Origin of the sequence: Mycobacterium deserti (genome assembly GCF_025345615.1) — a bacterium.
GTDB lineage: Bacteria > Actinomycetota > Actinomycetes > Mycobacteriales > Mycobacteriaceae > Mycobacterium > Mycobacterium deserti.
On record NZ_JAODWD010000006.1, the window covers coordinates 54,368 to 71,211 of the forward strand.

At 66.6% G+C, this 16,844-nt stretch carries 19 protein-coding genes; 9 read left to right on the forward strand and 10 right to left on the reverse strand.

The genetic code is table 11. The features are described from left to right. Nucleotides 1-79: 79 nt before the first annotated feature. From N4S67_RS22990 to dnaA, 5 genes are all read right to left on the reverse strand, one after another. Nucleotides 80-625 carry a DUF721 family protein gene (locus tag N4S67_RS22990; RefSeq protein WP_260995354.1) on the reverse strand — a complete coding sequence of 182 codons (546 nt, stop codon included), beginning with the start codon at nt 623-625 and terminating at the stop codon, nt 80-82. Further along, nucleotides 622-1,785, reverse strand: coding sequence for a DNA replication/repair protein RecF (recF, locus tag N4S67_RS22995; protein ID WP_260995355.1), 1,164 nt, complete (start codon nt 1,783-1,785; stop codon nt 622-624). The genes N4S67_RS22990 and recF overlap by 4 nt, the downstream gene beginning before the upstream one ends. Nucleotides 1,786-1,787: 2 nt before the next feature. Beyond that, nucleotides 1,788-2,681, reverse strand: a complete 894-nt coding sequence (gnd, locus tag N4S67_RS23000) for a phosphogluconate dehydrogenase (NAD(+)-dependent, decarboxylating) (RefSeq protein WP_260995356.1) — start codon at nt 2,679-2,681, stop codon at nt 1,788-1,790. Nucleotides 2,682-2,736: 55 nt separating this feature from the next. Next, nucleotides 2,737-3,933, reverse strand: coding sequence for a DNA polymerase III subunit beta (gene dnaN, locus N4S67_RS23005; protein ID WP_260995357.1), 1,197 nt, complete (start codon nt 3,931-3,933; stop codon nt 2,737-2,739). Nucleotides 3,934-4,449: 516 nt separating this feature from the next. Beyond that, the gene (gene dnaA / locus N4S67_RS23010; RefSeq protein WP_260995358.1) at nt 4,450-5,961 is read right to left on the reverse strand and encodes a chromosomal replication initiator protein DnaA; all 1,512 of its coding nucleotides are present in this window, start codon (nt 5,959-5,961) and stop codon (nt 4,450-4,452) included. A gap of 563 nt (nt 5,962-6,524) precedes the next feature. Between dnaA and rpmH the strand changes: the two genes are divergently transcribed. From rpmH to N4S67_RS23055, 9 genes are all read left to right on the forward strand, one after another. Beyond that, nucleotides 6,525-6,668 (forward strand): 50S ribosomal protein L34, encoded by a 144-nt coding sequence (gene rpmH / locus N4S67_RS23015; RefSeq protein ID WP_260995359.1) that lies wholly within the window; start codon nt 6,525-6,527, stop codon nt 6,666-6,668. Between the two features lie 15 nt (nt 6,669-6,683). Continuing rightward, nucleotides 6,684-7,040, forward strand: a complete 357-nt coding sequence (gene rnpA, locus N4S67_RS23020; protein ID WP_260995360.1) for a ribonuclease P protein component — start codon at nt 6,684-6,686, stop codon at nt 7,038-7,040. After that, entirely contained in the window at nt 7,037-7,384 is a 348-nt protein-coding gene (gene yidD, locus N4S67_RS23025) for a membrane protein insertion efficiency factor YidD (RefSeq protein WP_260995361.1), read from the forward strand. Before rnpA ends, yidD begins: the two co-directional genes overlap by 4 nt. Continuing rightward, a complete protein-coding gene (yidC, locus tag N4S67_RS23030; RefSeq protein ID WP_260995362.1) occupies nt 7,335-8,504 on the forward strand; it encodes a membrane protein insertase YidC in 1,170 nt (389 codons plus the stop codon). The genes yidD and yidC overlap by 50 nt, the downstream gene beginning before the upstream one ends. A 36-nt stretch (nt 8,505-8,540) precedes the next feature. Further along, nucleotides 8,541-9,095, forward strand: coding sequence for a Jag family protein (locus N4S67_RS23035; protein WP_260995363.1), 555 nt, complete (start codon nt 8,541-8,543; stop codon nt 9,093-9,095). A 57-nt stretch (nt 9,096-9,152) separates the two neighbouring features. Next, nucleotides 9,153-9,842: a 16S rRNA (guanine(527)-N(7))-methyltransferase RsmG gene (rsmG, locus tag N4S67_RS23040; RefSeq protein WP_260995364.1), complete on the forward strand. Its 690-nt coding sequence runs from the start codon at nt 9,153-9,155 to the stop codon at nt 9,840-9,842. Continuing rightward, nucleotides 9,839-10,834 (forward strand): ParA family protein, encoded by a 996-nt coding sequence (locus N4S67_RS23045; protein ID WP_260995365.1) that lies wholly within the window; start codon nt 9,839-9,841, stop codon nt 10,832-10,834. Before rsmG ends, N4S67_RS23045 begins: the two co-directional genes overlap by 4 nt. A 46-nt stretch (nt 10,835-10,880) precedes the next feature. After that, nucleotides 10,881-11,873 (forward strand): ParB/RepB/Spo0J family partition protein, encoded by a 993-nt coding sequence (locus N4S67_RS23050; protein ID WP_260995366.1) that lies wholly within the window; start codon nt 10,881-10,883, stop codon nt 11,871-11,873. Nucleotides 11,874-12,090: 217 nt separating this feature from the next. Then, nucleotides 12,091-12,837, forward strand: coding sequence for an acetyltransferase (locus N4S67_RS23055; protein ID WP_260995367.1), 747 nt, complete (start codon nt 12,091-12,093; stop codon nt 12,835-12,837). Here N4S67_RS23055 and N4S67_RS23060 read toward each other — a convergent pair. The 5 genes from N4S67_RS23060 to sigM form a co-directional block, all read right to left on the reverse strand. Beyond that, on the reverse strand, nt 12,831-14,024 hold the full coding sequence (locus N4S67_RS23060; protein ID WP_260995368.1) for an N-acetylmuramoyl-L-alanine amidase: 1,194 nt from the start codon (nt 14,022-14,024) through the stop codon (nt 12,831-12,833). The two genes, N4S67_RS23055 and N4S67_RS23060, sit on opposite strands and share 7 nt — an antisense overlap. A 122-nt stretch (nt 14,025-14,146) precedes the next feature. After that, the gene (trxA, locus tag N4S67_RS23065) at nt 14,147-14,497 is read right to left on the reverse strand and encodes a thioredoxin (RefSeq protein ID WP_260995369.1); all 351 of its coding nucleotides are present in this window, start codon (nt 14,495-14,497) and stop codon (nt 14,147-14,149) included. A gap of 13 nt (nt 14,498-14,510) precedes the next feature. Then, entirely contained in the window at nt 14,511-15,482 is a 972-nt protein-coding gene (gene trxB / locus N4S67_RS23070; RefSeq protein ID WP_260995370.1) for a thioredoxin-disulfide reductase, read from the reverse strand. 82 nt (nt 15,483-15,564) lie between these two features. Beyond that, complete coding sequence (locus N4S67_RS23075; protein ID WP_260995371.1) at nt 15,565-16,161, reverse strand: hypothetical protein; 597 nt, start codon at nt 16,159-16,161, stop codon at nt 15,565-15,567. Nucleotides 16,162-16,217: 56 nt separating this feature from the next. Beyond that, a complete protein-coding gene (gene sigM, locus N4S67_RS23080; RefSeq protein WP_260995372.1) occupies nt 16,218-16,781 on the reverse strand; it encodes an RNA polymerase sigma factor SigM in 564 nt (187 codons plus the stop codon). Nucleotides 16,782-16,844: the final 63 nt, after the last annotated feature.

The window sequence follows — 16,844 nt, forward strand, 5'->3', positions numbered from 1 at the left end:
TCGGAACTAGGTGCCTCAGGACGCTTGAGAACTATGATCGCGTCGTTCTGGCGGCTCTGAGAAACCACCTCGTCGAGCCCTAACCATACGTGTCGCGCGGCCCGCGGCCAGCGATGTGGTACTTGCCCTTGCGCCACGACGGGGCCACCGGGCCGACGATCTTCAGCTTGTTCACGACACCGTCGCCGACCGCCGCGGCGATCTTGGCGAGAAGCTGCGCCTGCACCATCCGCAGCTGGGTCGCCCACGCCGTGGACTCCGCGGACACCGTTAGCACACCCTCGTCCAGAGCTGTGGGAGTGGCGTGCGAGGCGATCTGGTCTCCGACGACCGTCTGCCACCTGCCGAACACCGCGCCCTCCGCCACGCGCGCCGACCACCCGCGGCTACGGGCCAGGTCGCGCGTCGCCGCGGCGAACACCTGCGGGTCACGCGAATCCGGGCCCGGCCCAGACCACCGCCGCCTGCTGTTGCCCGCGACCTTGCGCGGGATCGACGACCGGCCACGGCCGACGTCCTTGCCTTGACTGCGCGCGGCGCCGCGCGCCTCCTCGAGGGTGCGCCGGACCAGATCCATCCCCTTCAGGTGCGCCAGGTGCGCGGGGGGTTCCGGTGATTCGGTCATTCCTGTACCTCCGAGATTCGGCCGTTGTCGTCGTCGCGCATCGTGATCTCCACCCTGCGCGCGTCCCAGTCACCCGGAATGTCGTCAGGCACAGCGGCGGTGACGAGCACCTGCTCGGCCGTGGCGGCGACATTCGCCAGCGCCTGCCTGCGCGCGCTGTCGAGTTCGGCGAACACATCGTCGAGCAGCAACACCGGATCGCCTCCGCCGTCAGCGCGCAACAACTCATACGCCGCGAGTCGCAGCGCCAACGCCATCGACCACGATTCCCCGTGGCTGGCAAAACCTTTCGCGGTTTGGTCGCCGAGCCGCAATTCGAGGTCGTCGCGGTGCGGACCCACCAGGCAGACACCGCGTTCGAGTTCGGCGTCGCGCCGACGCGCCATCGCGTCGAGGAGGGCGGCTTCGAACAGTTCGGCGCTACCGGTGCCCGCCGCGGCTTCTTGCTCAACCACCTCGACGCCGCTGCGATAACGGATCGAAGCCGGTCGCGACGCGGGAGCGAGGAGTTGGTAGGCCTTCTCGACCTCCGGTGCCAGCTGATTGACCAGCTCGACGCGCGCGGCGATCAGTTGGGAACCGTTGACAGCGAGATGCCCGTCCCAGACATCAAGTGTGTCCAGTACGCTGCGGTCGCCCCGGTACCGCGCACCCGCCGCGGTTTTCAAGAGCGCCGTGCGCTGGCGCAACACCTTGTCGTAGTCGGCGCGGACCGCCGCGACTTGTGGTCGACGGACAGTCGCCAAGTCGTCAAGGTATCGACGTCGCTCGCCCGGGTCGCCACGCACCAGCGACAGATCCTCCGGCGCGAACAACACCGCGCGCAGCGCACCGAGAATTTCGCGGGCCGAGCGGACGGGGGAGCGGTTGAGCCGTGCCTTGTTCGCACGGCCGGGGTTGATCTCCAGATCCACCGCAAGCTCGCGACCCTCGTTGACGACGATGGTGGAGACCACCGCGCGCTCTGCACCTGCGCGAATCAACGGCGCGTCGGTGCCGACGCGATGAGAGCCAAGGGTCGACGAATACCACAGCGCCTCAACCAGATTGGTTTTGCCGAAACCATTCGGGCCGACGAACACCGTCCGGCCGGGTTCCAAGTCGAGGTCGACCCGCGCCCACGACCTGAAGTCCTGCAATCCCAGATGCCGGACGTGCACCACTAGCCCGATTCGCTGATGCGTTTGACCGCGTGGCCACCGAATTGGTTGCGCAGCGCCGCCACCGCCTTCATGGTCGGTGAATCATCCTGGCGCGACAGGAAGCGCGCGAACAACGAAGCGGCGATGCCCGGCACCGGCACCCGTAGTCGGATGGCTTCCTCTACCGTCCACCGACCCTCCCCGGAATCCTCGGTGTAGCCGGAGATCTGGTCGAAGCCGGGATCCTCTTTGAGCGCCTTGGCCAGGAGTTTTTGCAGCCACGATCGCACCACCGTGCCGTTGCTCCAGGCTTGGTACACCGCCTGCGGATCCTTGATCAGATCCTCGGCGGCCAACATCTCGTAACCCTCTGCGTAAGCGGTCATCAAGGCGTACTCCACGCCGTTGTGCACCATCTTGGCGAAGTGTCCTGCACCGACCGGGCCTGCGTGCACGAAGCCGTCCTCCCGCGGTCCCGGCGGGCGCAGCGTCTCGAAAATCGGCATCGCCCGCGCGACGTTGTCGTCGCTGCCGCCGACCATCAGCCCGTAGCCCTCGGTCAATCCCCAGATACCACCGGACACGCCGGCGTCGATGAACGCAATTCCCTTGTCGGCCAACAATTTCGCATGCCGGCCATCTTCGGTAAAGCGCGAGTTTCCGCCGTCGATGACCAGGTCGCCGGGGCTCATCACGTCGGCCAACGCGACGATGGTCTGATCGGTGACAGGCCCCGACGGCACCATCACCCATACCGTGCGCGGTGCGTCGAGCGCTTCGGCGAGCGCGCCCAGAGTCGGCACATCGGTGACTTCCGGCCGAGGGTCGTAGCCGATGACTTCATGCCCGCCTTCGCGCAGGCGCTCGCGCATGTTGAAGCCCATCTTGCCCAAGCCGACCAGCCCCAATTGCATGTGCGCCCCTCTCGTGGCGGGTTACCGCCGTGCTCCTCGCGTGCGCATCGGCCGGTCAGCCGGGAAGGCGCACCGGCATCAACAGGTACACGTAGTCCGTCTGCGCGGCGGGGAACGGCCCCGCACCGTCAGTTGCGCTGTCCTCACTCGCCGGACGCAACACCGCCGGGCGGCTGGGTGTCGTGAAACCGAACGCGACCCGCTCTGAGTGCAGCGACCCCAACCCGTCTGTCAGGTACGTCGGATTGAATGCGATGGTCAACGGGTCACCGGAGAACTCGACAGGCAGATCCTCCTCGGCGCGACCGACGTCGTCGGCGCCGGCCGACAACCGGAGAACATCGTCGGCGAACTCCATGCGGATCTGCGCGCCACGGTCGGCGACCAGCGCCACACGTTTGATCGCTTCGGTCAGTTCGGCGACCCCGATGGTCGCCACCGCGGTGTGCTCGGCAGGAAGGAGCTGACGGAATTTCGGGAACTCGGCGTCCAGCAGACGGGTCGTGCTGCGTTTGCCGTTGCTGCGGATGCCGAGCAGACCCTCCTTGCCGACGGCCGATCCCGAGCCGAGGGCCAGGTGCACGTCAGCCCCGTCGGACCCCGCCTTGGCGGCTTCGGACAACGTCTTGGCCGGCACCAGCACCGCAGCCTCGATGTCGGCCGACGTGGTGGACCAGGTCAATTCGCGAACCGCAAGGCGGAATCTGTCGGTGGCTGCCAAAACGACCTTCTCACCGGAGATTTCAACGCGAATGCCGGTGAGCATCGGCAACGTGTCGTCACGCCCTGCCGCCACGGCCACCTGTCCGATGGCCTCGGCGAACAACTGCGACGAAATCACACCGGTTTCGTCGGGCAGTGACGGCAGCGCCGGATAGTCCTCCACCGCCATGGTCGGCAGCGAGAATCTGGCGCTGCCGCAGGTCAGTGCTGCGCGGGTGCCTTCGACGCTGACGTCGACGGGTTTGGCCGGCAAGGCACGGGTGATGTCGGACAACAGCCGACCGGACACCAAAACGCTTCCCGGCGAGGCGATTTCGGCGGCGACCTGCACCTCGGCCGACACTTCGTAGTCGAAGCCGGAGATGGTCAGGCCCTCGTCGGAGCCGGTGAGCAGAACACCCGCCAAGACCGGAACGGTAGGCCTGGTCGGCAGATTACGAGCCACCCACGCAACCGCGTCGGCGAAGTCCTCGCGAACCAGGCGAAACTTCAAATCGGTGGGACCAACCGTTGTCGTCGCCACGTCCATAGGGTCCCTTCGATCAATACCACAACAAGCGCTAATCAGCGGTTTCCCGGTGTCTCACCACGCCTCTCAGCGATGCGTCGGGAGGACCGTATCGGTTCCGCTGAATCACCGTAGAGCTTTCCGTGCCAACTTGAAAGCTAATCGATAGCCCTGACATCCGGCGTCATCGACGGTGTCTGCGCCCATGGGATCGATGTGTCCCCAACAGGCTTCTTCAAAGAACAATCTACGGAGATTTACAAGCAACAGTATTAGGGGCTGTGGACACTGGGGATGAACGGGTGTCGGCGCTGCACGACAAGCGTGTCGTGATGTGAGTGCGCTGTGGATCGTCGGTGTCGCGGCGCGCATCGTCTGTGGAGACGGGCCGGGTTGTGTAGGACAGTGCGCCACCGGGGGTAGTTGATCCCAAGTTGTCCACACCGGTGTGCACAGGCCGCGGGTGTGACAAGAGGTACCGACGGTGCGAAAGTTTTTCTGAAATTCGGCGCCAGAAGATGTAGAGGAAGTACCGAATCAGCGCCTGGAACGCTGACGAATGCGCGTCGTGAGTTCCTTCACGTGATCGAACACCTCGCGTCGCTCGGCCATTTCGCCGCGGATCTTCTTCTCGGCGTACATGACTGTGGTGTGATCGCGGCCGAACGCCTGGCCGATCTTCGGCAGGGAAAGGTCGGTGAGTTCGCGGCAGAGATACATCGCGATTTGGCGCGACTGTGCCAGCGCGCGGGTCTTGCCGGGCCCGCGCAGCTCGTCGATGGAGGTCTGGAAGTACTCGGCTGTGGCGGCCATGATCGCCGCGGTGCTGATCTGCATCGTGGAGGCGTCCGAGATCAGATCGCGCAACACGATCTCGGCGAGCGACTTGTCGATCGCCGTCTTGTTCAGCGACGCGAATGCGGTGACTCGGATGAGTGCGCCCTCGAGTTCGCGGATGTTGCGTTCAATGCTGCTGGCGATCAACTCGAGCACGTCGTCGGGGACGTCGAGCCGATCCATCTGCGCCTTCTTACGCAGAATCGCGATGCGGGTCTCGAGCTCCGGCGGCTGGACGTCGGTGATCAGGCCCCACTCGAACCGGGTTCGCAGCCGGTCCTCGAGCGTGGCCAGTTGTTTGGGCGGCCTATCCGAGGAGATGACGATCTGCTTGTTGGCGTTGTGCAGCGTATTGAAGGTATGGAAGAACTCCTCCTGGATGCCTTCCTTGCCCTCGATGAATTGGATGTCGTCGACGAGCAGCACATCGATGTCGCGGTAGCTGCGTTTGAAAGACGCTTTGCGGTCGTCGCGCAGCGAGTTGATGAAGTCGTTGGTGAATTCCTCGGTCGACACGTACTTGACGCGCATGCCGGGAAACAGTCGCTGGGCGTAATTACCGGCGGCGTGCAACAGGTGCGTCTTGCCCAAGCCGGACTCGCCCCAGATGAAGAGCGGGTTGTAGGCCCGGGCCGGCGCCTCGGCGATCGCGAGGGTCGCAGCGTGAGCGAACCGATTCGATGCGCCGATGACGAAGGTGTCGAACGTATAGCGGCGGTTGAGATTGACCGCGGTGGCTTCGCCGGCCGCGCCATGCTGGGCCCGTCCGGAGAAGTACGTCGGCCAACTCTCCTCCGCGCTCGCGCGGGCTTCGGAGTCTTCGTCGACCTCATCGGGCTCGAGGGCGGGTGCACCGCCGGCCGAGCCGTTGAAGGTGTCGTCGCTGTCCTCGGTACCGGGCGCGGCGATCCGCACCCCGAGTTCGATGCGCTGCCCCAGCTGTCGGCTCAACGCGGTGATGATCGGCTCGCGCAGGTGCCGCTCGATCTCGTTCTGGACAAATGGGGTCGGTACCGACAGGAGAGCAAACCCTTCGGTGATGACCAACGGCTTGACCATCTTCAGCCAGGCTCTTTGCTGCGGGGTGAGCGTGGGGACCTGCGACTCTCGAGACTCGCCGTTGTGCGCGCCGGTGATCGGGGCCTCGCCGTTCAGCTCGGCAACGACGGTGTTCCAAACGGCGACGAACGGGGGGTCGGGGTCAGCTGTCAAAGACGCACTACCCCCTCAGAGCTGGTCGGAGACGACCAAAGGAACGATGACGAACTGTCCACATGGTTATCCACAGCCTGTGGAGAGAACAGTCGCCGTCGCTCAGTTGTCTACCTTGCAAGGACGCCGCGGGCCGGGGCTCGTCACAGTGATGGTGCACACTGTGGGCTCGCGACCGAGTTGGGCGTCCCCGCTTCGTTGTCTGGCGCCGATCCTTGTGGAAACGGCATTGGCAGAAGCTAACAGTTTTCTGTGCGAGTGCCAACCGTTCTGCAACATTTCTGAGGGTTCTGGAAGCGGCTCTCAAATGCCGTGACGGCTGTGGCGGAAGTGAAGTTTTCGGGGGGCGCGGGTGACGGCCCGGACGAGGTTTGACCCAGCGAAATCTCGTCAGTACCCTCGAACAGTCGCCCGCACGTGGCGATACGGCTGCGCCCAGGTTCACCTGGAGCCCGCGCCGGTTAGCGAGACGGACGAGCTTACCAACGGCAATCGCGTCCCCACCCGCATGAGTGTCGACGGGGTGAGGTGCGGATGTCAGATGCAAACAAGGAGAGACAGCCGTGGCCAAGGGCAAGCGGACTTTTCAGCCGAACAACCGGCGCCGTTCGCGGGTGCACGGCTTCCGGTTGCGGATGCGGACCCGGGCAGGCCGGGCGATCGTGTCGAGCCGGCGCACTAAGGGTCGCCGCAAGCTCACTGCGTGACCCGGGTCTAGCGCGGTGCTTCCGGCGCGGTACCGGATGACGCGGTCGGCGGATTTCGGTGCCACGGTCAGTCAAGGGATGCGCGCGGTGCAGCCCGATCTCGTCGTGCACGCGCTGCGTCGTGCCAATACCCGCGATGGACCGCGGATCGGTCTGGTGGTCTCGAAATCGGTCGGCAACGCGGTGCAGCGGCATCGGGTCGCCCGTCGCCTGCGGCATGTGGCCCGGCCCTTGATCGCCGAACTCGAGCCAACCGACCGTGTCGTGATTCGCGCGTTGCCGGGTAGTCGGCACGCGATTTCGGCTCGGCTGGAAGAACAACTGCGAACCGCCCTGCGACGGACCCGACCCAAGCCGGGAGCAGACCGATGAGAGGTCGGCTCGGCTCGACGGCTGCGCGCGGTCTGATCTACGTCATCCAGCTGTACCGGCACACCATCTCGCCGTTGCGATTGCCCACGTGCCGGTTCACACCTACTTGTAGCCAGTACGCAGTCGACGCCCTGGGGGAGCACGGCCTGCTCAAAGGCGGGTGGCTTGCCCTCGTGCGGCTGCTGAAATGCGGACCGTGGCATGAGGGAGGATGGGACCCGATACCCGAGCGGTGCGCTGACGCGCACGAGACGAGTGCACCCGGATCCGAGTTCTCGGCGGACGCCGCAGACGATGCGGGGGCCACCCCGGCATCGCGATCAGGAAGCGAGACGCGTGTTTAACTGGTTCAGCCTCGACATCATCTACTACCCGGTGTCGGCGATCATGTGGGTCTGGTACAAGGCGTTCGCCTTCCTCCTCGGGCCCGACAACTTCTTCGCCTGGGCGCTGTCGGTGATGTTCCTCGTGTTCACGCTGCGCGCGATCCTCTACAAGCCGTTCGTCCGGCAGATCCGCACCACGCGGCAGATGCAGGAGTTGCAGCCGCAGATCAAGGCCTTGCAAAAGAAGTACGGCAAGGACCGCCAGCGCATGGCGTTGGAGATGCAGAAGCTGCAACGCGAACACGGCTTTAACCCGATCCTCGGCTGCCTACCGATGCTCGCCCAGATCCCGGTGTTCCTCGGGCTTTATCACGTGCTGATGTCCTTCAACCGAACCCAGACCGGCATCGGCCGGCTCGGCCTGTCGGTAGAGGAGAACAGGTCGCTCGGCAACTACGTGTTCAGCGCGACCGACGTGGGGCACTTCCTGGACGCCCACCTGTTCGGCGCACCGCTGGGCGCCACCATGATTCAGCAGCACGGGCTCGAGGCGTTCACCGAATTCCACCGGCCCGCGGTGATCGCGGTCGGTGTGCCGTTCATGATCCTGGCCGGCGTCGCGACCTACTTCAACAGCAGGGCGTCGGTGGCGCGGCAGAGTCCGGAAGCGGCGGCCAACCCCCAGACCGCGATGATGAACAAGCTGGCGCTGTACGTCTTCCCGCTCGGCGTTGTCGTCGGCGGCCCGTTCCTGCCGCTGGCGGTGATCATGTACTGGCTCGCCAACAACATCTGGACGTTCGGTCAGCAGCACTACGTGTTCGGCAAGATCGAAAAAGAGGAAGAAGAGAAGAAGCGCGAAGCTCAAGAGCGGCGGGCGCAGAACGCACCCCCGCCGGGCGCCAAGCCCAAGAAGCAGCGTTCCAAGACCCAGCCGGCGTCCGCCGAGATCACGTCGAGCGACGGCAGCGAGGTCAGCGACAGTGCAGCGGACGATTCGGCACTGGACGTGCCACCAGATGCCAAGCCGGCGACGAACAACGGCAACGGCAGGACGACGTCGGGTGCGGGCAACCGCACACCGCGACCCGGCGCGTCCCCGCGGCCGGGCGCGCGGCCGAAGAAGCGCAAGCGATAACCCGGTTCCCCACCGGCGGACGAAAGAGAGACAGGCATGACAGACGCCGACACGACCGAACGCCTCACGGACGAGGACACGACTTCACCCGACACCGCGACGAGTGCGGAGCCGGGCGAGGAGGACATGGAGGACCGCCTCGTTGCCGAGGGCGAGATCGCCGGAGACTACCTCGAGGAGTTGTTGGATCTGCTCGACTTCGATGGGGACATTGATCTCGACGTAGAGGGCGACCGAGCGGTGGTGAGCATCGACGGCGGGACTGATCTGAACAAGCTTGTCGGGCGCAAGGGCGAGGTGCTTGATGCGCTGCAGGAGTTGACTCGGTTGGCGGTCCACCAGAAGACCGGCGAGCGCAGCCGGCTGATGCTCGACATCGCGCGGTGGCGCCGGCGTCGCCGCGACGAACTGGCCGCGCTGGGCGAGAAGGTGGCGCGCCGGGTGCTCGAGACCGGGGACCGTGAAGAGCTCGCCCCGATGACGCCCTTCGAGCGCAAGATCGTGCACGACGCGGTGGCCGCTGTGGAGGGTGTGCACAGCGAGAGCGAGGGCGTGGAGCCGTCGCGCCGCGTCGTCGTGCTGATCGACTGAAGTTACATCTGTGTAGTTCGTGCGCGTCGCCGCTCGGCGCCCTGGAGTCTTCGAAGGATGTTTCACGTGAAACATGACGAGGTGCCGGCGGCGCCACCGGCGGCCGACGCCTTGTTCGGAGCGCGGGTAGGTGACGCCCGCAGGTATGCCGAGATCCTGGCCGGGGCCGGCGTCGAACGCGGCCTCATCGGACCGCGTGAAGTCGGCCGTCTCTGGGACCGGCACATCCTCAACAGCGCCGCCATCGCCGAATTGCTCCAGCCAGACGCCCGAGTTGCCGACATCGGTAGTGGCGCAGGCCTGCCCGGGATACCGTTGGCGATGGCTCGGCCCGACTGCCGAGTCACGCTCATCGAACCTCTGCTGCGCCGCAGTGACTTCCTGCGCGAAGCCGTCGACGCGCTCGGGCTGAGCGTGACGGTGGTCCGGGGACGAGCGGAGGATCGCGGGGTGCGGGAACAAGTGGGGGAGGTGGACGCGGTCGTGTCGAGGGCGGTGGCATCGCTCGACAAATTGACGAGTTGGAGCTTGCCGCTGCTGCGGGCGGACGGCCTGATGATCGCGTTGAAAGGCGAGCGGGCGGCCGACGAGGTACACGAGCACCGGCGTGTGATGACGGCGGCGGGGGCAGTCGATGTAAGGGTGATGACATGTTGCGCGGACTACTTGGACCCACCCGCAACCGCGGTGGTGGCGCGGCGGGGGGCTCCGACGAGGCGCCGAGCAACCAGCGGGAGACGAGGATGAGTTCAGTGCCGGACGACCGCACACCCCACGAAGGGGTACCAGGCGATGCAGATGTTTCACGTGAAACATCGCGCACGAGCGCAGGGGGAGGGAACTGGAAAGGCGAAGCCGTCGCCGCCGCGCCGTGGAGCGAGGCCGTCGTGGACACCCCGATTGGAGCCGAGGCCGAACGGGCGGTGCGCCTGCTGGACGTCGCCGCGAAGAGCGGTCTGCCGCGGCCGGCCCGGCAGCGGATCTTCACGATCGCCAACCAGAAGGGCGGTGTCGGCAAGACGACGACCGCAGTCAACGTGGCCGCGGCGCTCGCCCTGCAAGGACTCCAGGTGCTGGTCGTCGATCTCGACCCACAGGGCAATGCGAGTACTGCGCTCGGGGTCGAGCATCGCGAGGGCACGCCGTCGTCGTACGAGGTGCTGATCGGTGAGATTCCGCTAAACGATGCGATTCAGCGCAGCCCGCACAGCGAGCGCCTGTTCTGTGTGCCGGCGACGATCGATCTGGCCGGCGCCGAGATCGAGTTGGTCAGCATGGTCGCGCGGGAGGGCCGCCTGCGCACCGCGCTGTCCGGCATCCAGAACTACGACTTCGATTACGTCTTCATCGACTGCCCACCCTCGCTGGGCCTGTTGACCATCAACGCGCTCGTCGCCGCACCCGAGGTGCTGATCCCCATTCAATGCGAGTACTACGCCCTCGAAGGTGTGGGCCAGTTGTTGCGCAATATCGAGATGGTGAAGTCGCACCTCAATCCCGACCTCGAAGTGACAACCGTGATTCTGACGATGTACGACGGCCGCACGCGGCTGGCCGACCAAGTGGCCGAGGATGTTCGGGCACACTTCGGCGAGAAGGTTTTGCGAACCGTCATCCCACGCAGCGTCAAGGTGTCCGAGGCGCCCGGCTATGGCATGACGATCCTCGACTACGACCCCGGCTCACGCGGGGCGATGAGCTATCTCGATGCGAGCCGTGAGATCGCGGAGCGGCGATGAGCACTCGCGCGAAGAGCAGACAGCCGGGCCAGAGGAGACTGCACCAATGACCAACCCCACCCGCAAGCGCAGCGGCCTCGGCCGCGGGCTGGCATCGCTCATTCCCACCGGCCCGGCCGATGGCGACGCGTCGTCGCTCGGGCCGACGATGGGCGCCGCGGCCGCCGATGTCGTCCTCGGCGGCGGCACGGGCGCCCCACCACCGGAGGCCAGTGCGGTCGGCGCGGTGTACCGCGAGATCGACCCGTCGACGATCGAGCCGAACCCGCGTCAGCCGCGCCAGGTCTTCGATGACGAGGCCCTGTCCGAACTCGTCCACTCCATCCGCGAGTTCGGGCTCATGCAGCCGATCGTGGTGCGGGCGCTGCCGGCCACCGAGCAGGGCGCGCCGCGCTACCAACTGGTCATGGGGGAGCGCCGCTGGCGCGCGTCACAACAGGCCGGCCTCACGGCGATCCCGGCGATCGTCCGCGAGACCGCCGACGACAGCATGCTCCGCGACGCGCTGCTGGAGAACATCCACCGCGTCCAACTGAACCCTCTGGAAGAGGCCGCGGCCTACCAACAGTTGCTCGACGAGTTCGGCGTCACCCACGACGAACTCGCCGCCCGCATCGGACGGTCTCGGCCGCTCATCTCGAACATGATCCGGCTGCTGCGGCTCCCCATCCCCGTGCAGCGTCGGGTGGCCGCCGGCGTTCTGTCGGCCGGGCACGCACGGGCACTGCTGTCGCTCGAAGGTGGACCCGAACAGCAGGAGGAACTGGCGGCGCGCATCATCGCCGAGGGACTGTCGGTGCGGGCCACCGAGGAAGCAGTCACCCTGGCGAATCGCGCCGGGCCCGCCGCCCCGCCGAACCCGAAGCGCAAGCCCATTCACATGCCGGGCCTGCAGGATGTTGCTGAGCGCCTCTCGACGGCGTTCGACACCCGGGTGACGGTCAGTCTCGGCAAACGTAAAGGCAAGATCGTCGTCGAGTTCGGGTCGGTCGACGACCTACAGCGCATCGTGGACTTGATGAGCGCGGAGAAGGGCTGACCTACCACCCGCGGTAATTACGTCACTGTGACATACACCGAGCTGTCGGCGGCAGCGCGCGAGACCAGAAGGCGGAAAGCTCTGTGCATCAACATCTTTCGCGCTCGGCGTGGAACGCCGGGATTCGGCGCGTCGAATTCGGACGCACGTCGCCGCGCCCTTCTATCCTGAAGTGGCAGCCGTGCACTTCAGCACCGCGAGAACCACGGGGAGTTTAGTGCCAGCACGAACCACACCCCTGCGGCTCGAAGCCTTCGAGCAGCTGCCCAAGCATGCACGCAGATGCGTGTACTGGGAGATGGAGCCGTCCGCTACCGCCGACGCGCATCTCTCCGATCCCGAATTCGAGAAGGAAGCGTGGCTGTCGATGGTCATGCTCGAGTGGGGATCGTGCGGTCAGGTCGCGGTCGAGTGTGCAGGTGGTGACGACGACGGCCCGCCGCAAGAGCTGCTCGACGACGCGACGTGTCTGGGCTATGCGTTCTATGCCCCGCCCACCGCGGTGCCGCGCGCGCGGCACTTCCCGTCCGGCCCAGTCAGCGCCGACGCCGTTCTGTTGACCTCGATGGGTGTGGAGCCCGGTGACGCCGCCGACGTGCTTCCGCGCACCTTGATCGCGGCGGTTGTCGGCGACCTCGTCCGCCGCGGCGCGCGGGCGCTCGAGGCGTTCGGTCGGACATCGGAGGTCGCCGAGCTGCTCGACCCACGGGCGGTGCCGCCGGACATCAAGCCCGTCGTCGATGTGCTGGGGGACTGCTCGGTGGACCAGTGCGTCCTGGACGCCGACCTGTTGCAGGACGCCGGCTTCGTCGTCGTCACTCAGCATCGGTACTTCCCGCGGCTGCGCCTCGAACTCGAACAGGGCTTGGGGTGGAAGGCCGACGTCGAGGCCGCTCTGGAGCGGCTGCTCGAGAGCGCCCAGCTGCAGCAGCCGGTCGGGGCGGGATCGAGCCCCTGCTACTGAACCGCGCGGCCGGCCTGCTCCACCGACAGCTCGTGAGCCAGTAGCTCGGCGAACGTGAATGTGCCTGTCGGACGGTCGTTTTTGCCGAGTAGATAAAGGCGCTTTACCGCGGCGAGGATGCCCTCGGCGATCGAGTCACGCGCAGGCGCCGACACCAGCATGTCGCGGTCGTGCGGGTTGGTGATGTACCCGACGTCGACCTGAACGGTGGGCATCCGGGTCAGCCGCAGCAGATCCCACGTCCGTCCGTGCACGCGGCAGTCACGTAATCCGGTGCGCGCCACCACTTCTCGCTGAATGAAGTCGGCGAGGTTACGGCCGATGGTCGACACCGAGCCGTGCGAGTTGCCGAAGTGAAACGACGCGACGCCGTTGGCGGCCGGGCTGGCCTGGGTGGCGCACCTCAGGCTGATCATCAGATCGGCGCCCACCGTATTGGCGGTTGCGGCGCGTTCGGCGTCGATCGGCGCTCGGTTGGCCGACCGGGACAGGAACGTCTCCATCCCGATCGCCGTCATCCGGCCTTCGAGCCGACTTGCCAAGTCCCACAGGATGTCTGCTTCGCTGATCGGGCCTTCGGGTCCCTGCATGATCAGCCCGTGATCGGAGCCGCCGCGGCCAGGATCGATAATGATCCGCTTACCGGACAGCCGCGGCCCCGAGCTTCGGACCAGTTCCTCCTCGCGGATCGCGTGCGGCGACCCGCCGGTGACGCGTGAGCCGAGAAAGTACAGCGACCGCAACGTTTCCGGGCCGCAGATGCCGTCCGGATACAGCCCGTACTCACGCTGGTACGACATCAGCGCGTTGTGGGTTTGCAGACCGAAATGCCCATCGACCAGACCGGTGTAGAACCCGAGGTCCTGGAGCCTGGCCTGAAGCGTCGCGACGTCGTCGCCGTACATGGGCGCGCCGAACTGGTGATTGAGCGTGCGCGCACCGAGGCGATACGACGCCTCCTTCAGTGCACGATAGGTCGCCTCACCGACGATTCCGTCGACCAGCAGCCCGCGGTGCTGCTGGAATGCGCGCACCGCGTGGTCGAGTTCGTCGTCGAACGCATCGAGCGCGACGTGCTTTCCGGTGGTGATCTCGGCGTCGGGACTGTCGATCATCCCCAACGACGACAACGCAGCCCGGATCTCGGTGACCGCACCCCCGCGGTCACCGCGACGCAGACTCGACATGGGCGGCCTTTCGGTCACAGTTGTCAGCGGCGTGCGCCGACAGGTTGCTATGCCAAATTGTCGCAGACGCTTGGGCGAATCGAGAAAAGCCCAGGCCGGTGTCTGGTCGCCGATCGGCGGCGTTAGACCACGTCAGCGAGTTCGCGCAGCAGCGCGGCCTTGCCTTTTGCGCCGACGATCCGCTTGACCGGGGCGCCGTCCTTGAACAGGATCATCGTCGGAATCGACACGACCTGGAAGTCACGCGCGGTGGCCGGGTTGGCGTCGACGTCGAGCTTGGCGACCGTCAACTGGCCGGCCTTGTCGCGGGCGATCTCCTCGAGCACCGGGGCGACCATCTTGCATGGGCCGCACCAGGTCGCCCAGAAGTCGACCAGCACGGGGGTGCTACTGGACAGCACTTCGCTGGAGAACGAGTCGTCGGTGACGGCGACCGTCGAAGATCCAGAGGACTTGGATGTGGTGTCGGCCATGGTGGTGCTCCTATCAGATCGGTACTGAGGTCTCTTCGTCGTCCGGCCCCGCGCTGTGTTCGGCGAGCCAGCGCTCGGCGTCGATGGCGGCCGCACAGCCGCTGCCCGCGGCGGTGATGGCCTGTCGGTAGATGCGGTCGACCAAGTCGCCCGCGGCGAACACTCCTTCGAGCGAGGTGTTGGTGGTTCGGCCTTCGGTCAGCACGTATCCGTCCTCGTCGAGGTGGACCTGTCCGCGCACGAGCTCGGAACGCGGATCGTGCCCGATGGCGACGAACACGCCGGTGACATCGAGTTTCGACTCCTCGCCGGTCACGGTGTCGCGAAGCCGCACGCCGGTGACCTTGGGATCGCCCTCGATCTGGGTGACGGTCGTGTTGAGCATGAAGGTGATCTTCTCGTTGGCGCGCGCGCGGTCGAGCATGATGCGCGAGGCACGGAATTCCTCGCGGCGGTGTACCACGGTGACGCTGCGGGCGAACCGGGTGAGGAAGGTGGCCTCCTCCATCGCCGAGTCGCCGCCGCCGACAACCACGATGTCCTGGTCGCGGAAGAAGAACCCGTCGCAGGTGGCACAGGTGCTCACGCCCATGCCGATCAGCCCCTCTTCGCCGGGCACGCCGAGGTGGCGCGCCGCGGCGCCCATCGCGAGGATCACGGCGCGAGCCTGGTGCGTCTCGTCACCGACGGTGACGGTCTTGATCGGTCCGTCGAGCGAGACGGCGTCGACGTCCTCCATGCGGAGGTCGGCCCCGAACCGCAGCGCCTGCTCGCGCATCTGGTCCATCAGTTCCGGGCCGGTGATGCCGTCGCGGAAGCCCGGGTAGTTCTCCACCTCCGTGGTGGTCATGAGTGCTCCGCCGAACTGGGTGCCTTCGAACACCAGCGGCTTCAGTTGCGCGCGCGCCGCATAAACGGCGGAGGTGTAGCCGGCGGGACCGGATCCGATAATGATCAGGTCGTGCACCGTGGCTGAGGAGGTCATGGGAGCCTTTCTGCCGATTTCGTCGGCACGAGTACAAACACCAGCCTAAGCCGGGGTGTTCCCGCGCAGTCTGGAGGTCAGATTACGGACGAGTGACCGTGGTTTCGGCCAACAGGCCGGTGTGAGCCGCCTTGCATTCCGGTGTGACCACCAGGGCGATGACGTCTCCGGCCGAGTCGCCGGGCAGCACCAGCAGGATCCCTGGCGTGCCGTCGACCTCGACGGGACGCGCGCCCCACACCCGTGTCGCCGGGTGGCCGACCGCGTCGAGGCACGCCGCGCGCCGCTGCGGGTCGTCGAGGGACCCGTAGTCGGGTGTGCGCGACAGCAGCCCGATGATCTCGGCGTCAGCCAGCGGGACGGTGGGCCTGGCGACTGTGATCTGCTTGGCGGTCGGGCCTGCCGGCCACGCCGGCTCGTGGCCTGCCCGCATCGTCGCGCCGATGCCGACGGCGGCGCCGGCCAGTACCGCCCCGACGCCGATCGCCAAACCGACCTTCTGGCCGCGCTGGAGCCGTGGCCGGGCGATCGAATGTGCCGGACCCGCCGCCCGCAGGGCCGCGCCGACGCGTTCGGTCACCTCCTCGGGGACCTCGGGGGCCGACCCCGCGTCCGCCCCGAGTCGGGCGAGTTCGACGCGCACCCGGTCGTGGGTCGAGTCGTGCGCCGAGGGGTCCATCGCTAGCCAGTCTCCACCACGACAGCTTGGACGTTGCGGATGCGTTCACGGTTCCCTCAACGTTCGACGGGCTCCGCGGCGGCGGGGGCGTCGAGGGGTGCGAGCGCCTCGGCCAGCTTGGCCCTGGCCCGGTGGCACCGACTTTTGACCGTGCCCTCGGCGACGCCGAGCATGCGGGCCGTCTCGGCCACCGAGTACCCCTGCATGTCGACCGCGACCACCGCTGCGCGCTGTTCGACGGGCAGGCGCATCAGCGCGCGCTCGATGACGATCGCCGTGTCCACCCGCAGCGTCGGGTCACCGACGCCGACATCGTCGGGCAGTGGGGTCGTGGGCTGAACCTTGTTGCGACGCAACCGATCCAGGCAGGCGTTGAGCACGATGCGGTACAGCCAGCTGCTGACCGCCGCGTCGTGGCGGAACTTCGGCGCATTCCGGTGCGCGGCCAGCATGGCGTCCTGCAGCGCGTCGGCGGCGTCGTCGGGGTTGCGGCTGGTGAACCGCGCGAGCCGGTACAGCTGGCGTTGATGGCGGTAGAACAACTCCTCGAACGCATAGCGGTCGCCGGCGACGTGGGCGGCCAACAGCTCGGCGTCGGTGCGTTGCTGTTCGAACCCCACAGCCGAACACTAATTGGCGCCGCGGGTGGCTCCCGACACAAGTTTGCGGGGCTGGGGATAGCG

Coding starts and splice junctions, on each gene's coding strand:
- N4S67_RS22990 (WP_260995354.1), bottom strand. CDS start 625: ATGACCGAATCACCGGAACCCCCCGCGCACCTGGCGCACCTGAAGGGG.
- gnd (WP_260995356.1), bottom strand. CDS start 2,681: ATGCAATTGGGGCTGGTCGGCTTGGGCAAGATGGGCTTCAACATGCGC.
- dnaN (WP_260995357.1), bottom strand. CDS start 3,933: ATGGACGTGGCGACGACAACGGTTGGTCCCACCGATTTGAAGTTTCGC.
- yidD (WP_260995361.1), top strand. CDS start 7,037: ATGAGAGGTCGGCTCGGCTCGACGGCTGCGCGCGGTCTGATCTACGTC.
- yidC (WP_260995362.1), top strand. CDS start 7,335: ATGCGGGGGCCACCCCGGCATCGCGATCAGGAAGCGAGACGCGTGTTT.
- N4S67_RS23035 (WP_260995363.1), top strand. CDS start 8,541: ATGACAGACGCCGACACGACCGAACGCCTCACGGACGAGGACACGACT.
- rsmG (WP_260995364.1), top strand. CDS start 9,153: ATGTTTCACGTGAAACATGACGAGGTGCCGGCGGCGCCACCGGCGGCC.
- N4S67_RS23045 (WP_260995365.1), top strand. CDS start 9,839: ATGAGTTCAGTGCCGGACGACCGCACACCCCACGAAGGGGTACCAGGC.
- N4S67_RS23050 (WP_260995366.1), top strand. CDS start 10,881: ATGACCAACCCCACCCGCAAGCGCAGCGGCCTCGGCCGCGGGCTGGCA.
- N4S67_RS23060 (WP_260995368.1), bottom strand. CDS start 14,024: ATGTCGAGTCTGCGTCGCGGTGACCGCGGGGGTGCGGTCACCGAGATC.
- trxA (WP_260995369.1), bottom strand. CDS start 14,497: ATGGCCGACACCACATCCAAGTCCTCTGGATCTTCGACGGTCGCCGTC.
- trxB (WP_260995370.1), bottom strand. CDS start 15,482: ATGACCTCCTCAGCCACGGTGCACGACCTGATCATTATCGGATCCGGT.
- N4S67_RS23075 (WP_260995371.1), bottom strand. CDS start 16,161: ATGGACCCCTCGGCGCACGACTCGACCCACGACCGGGTGCGCGTCGAA.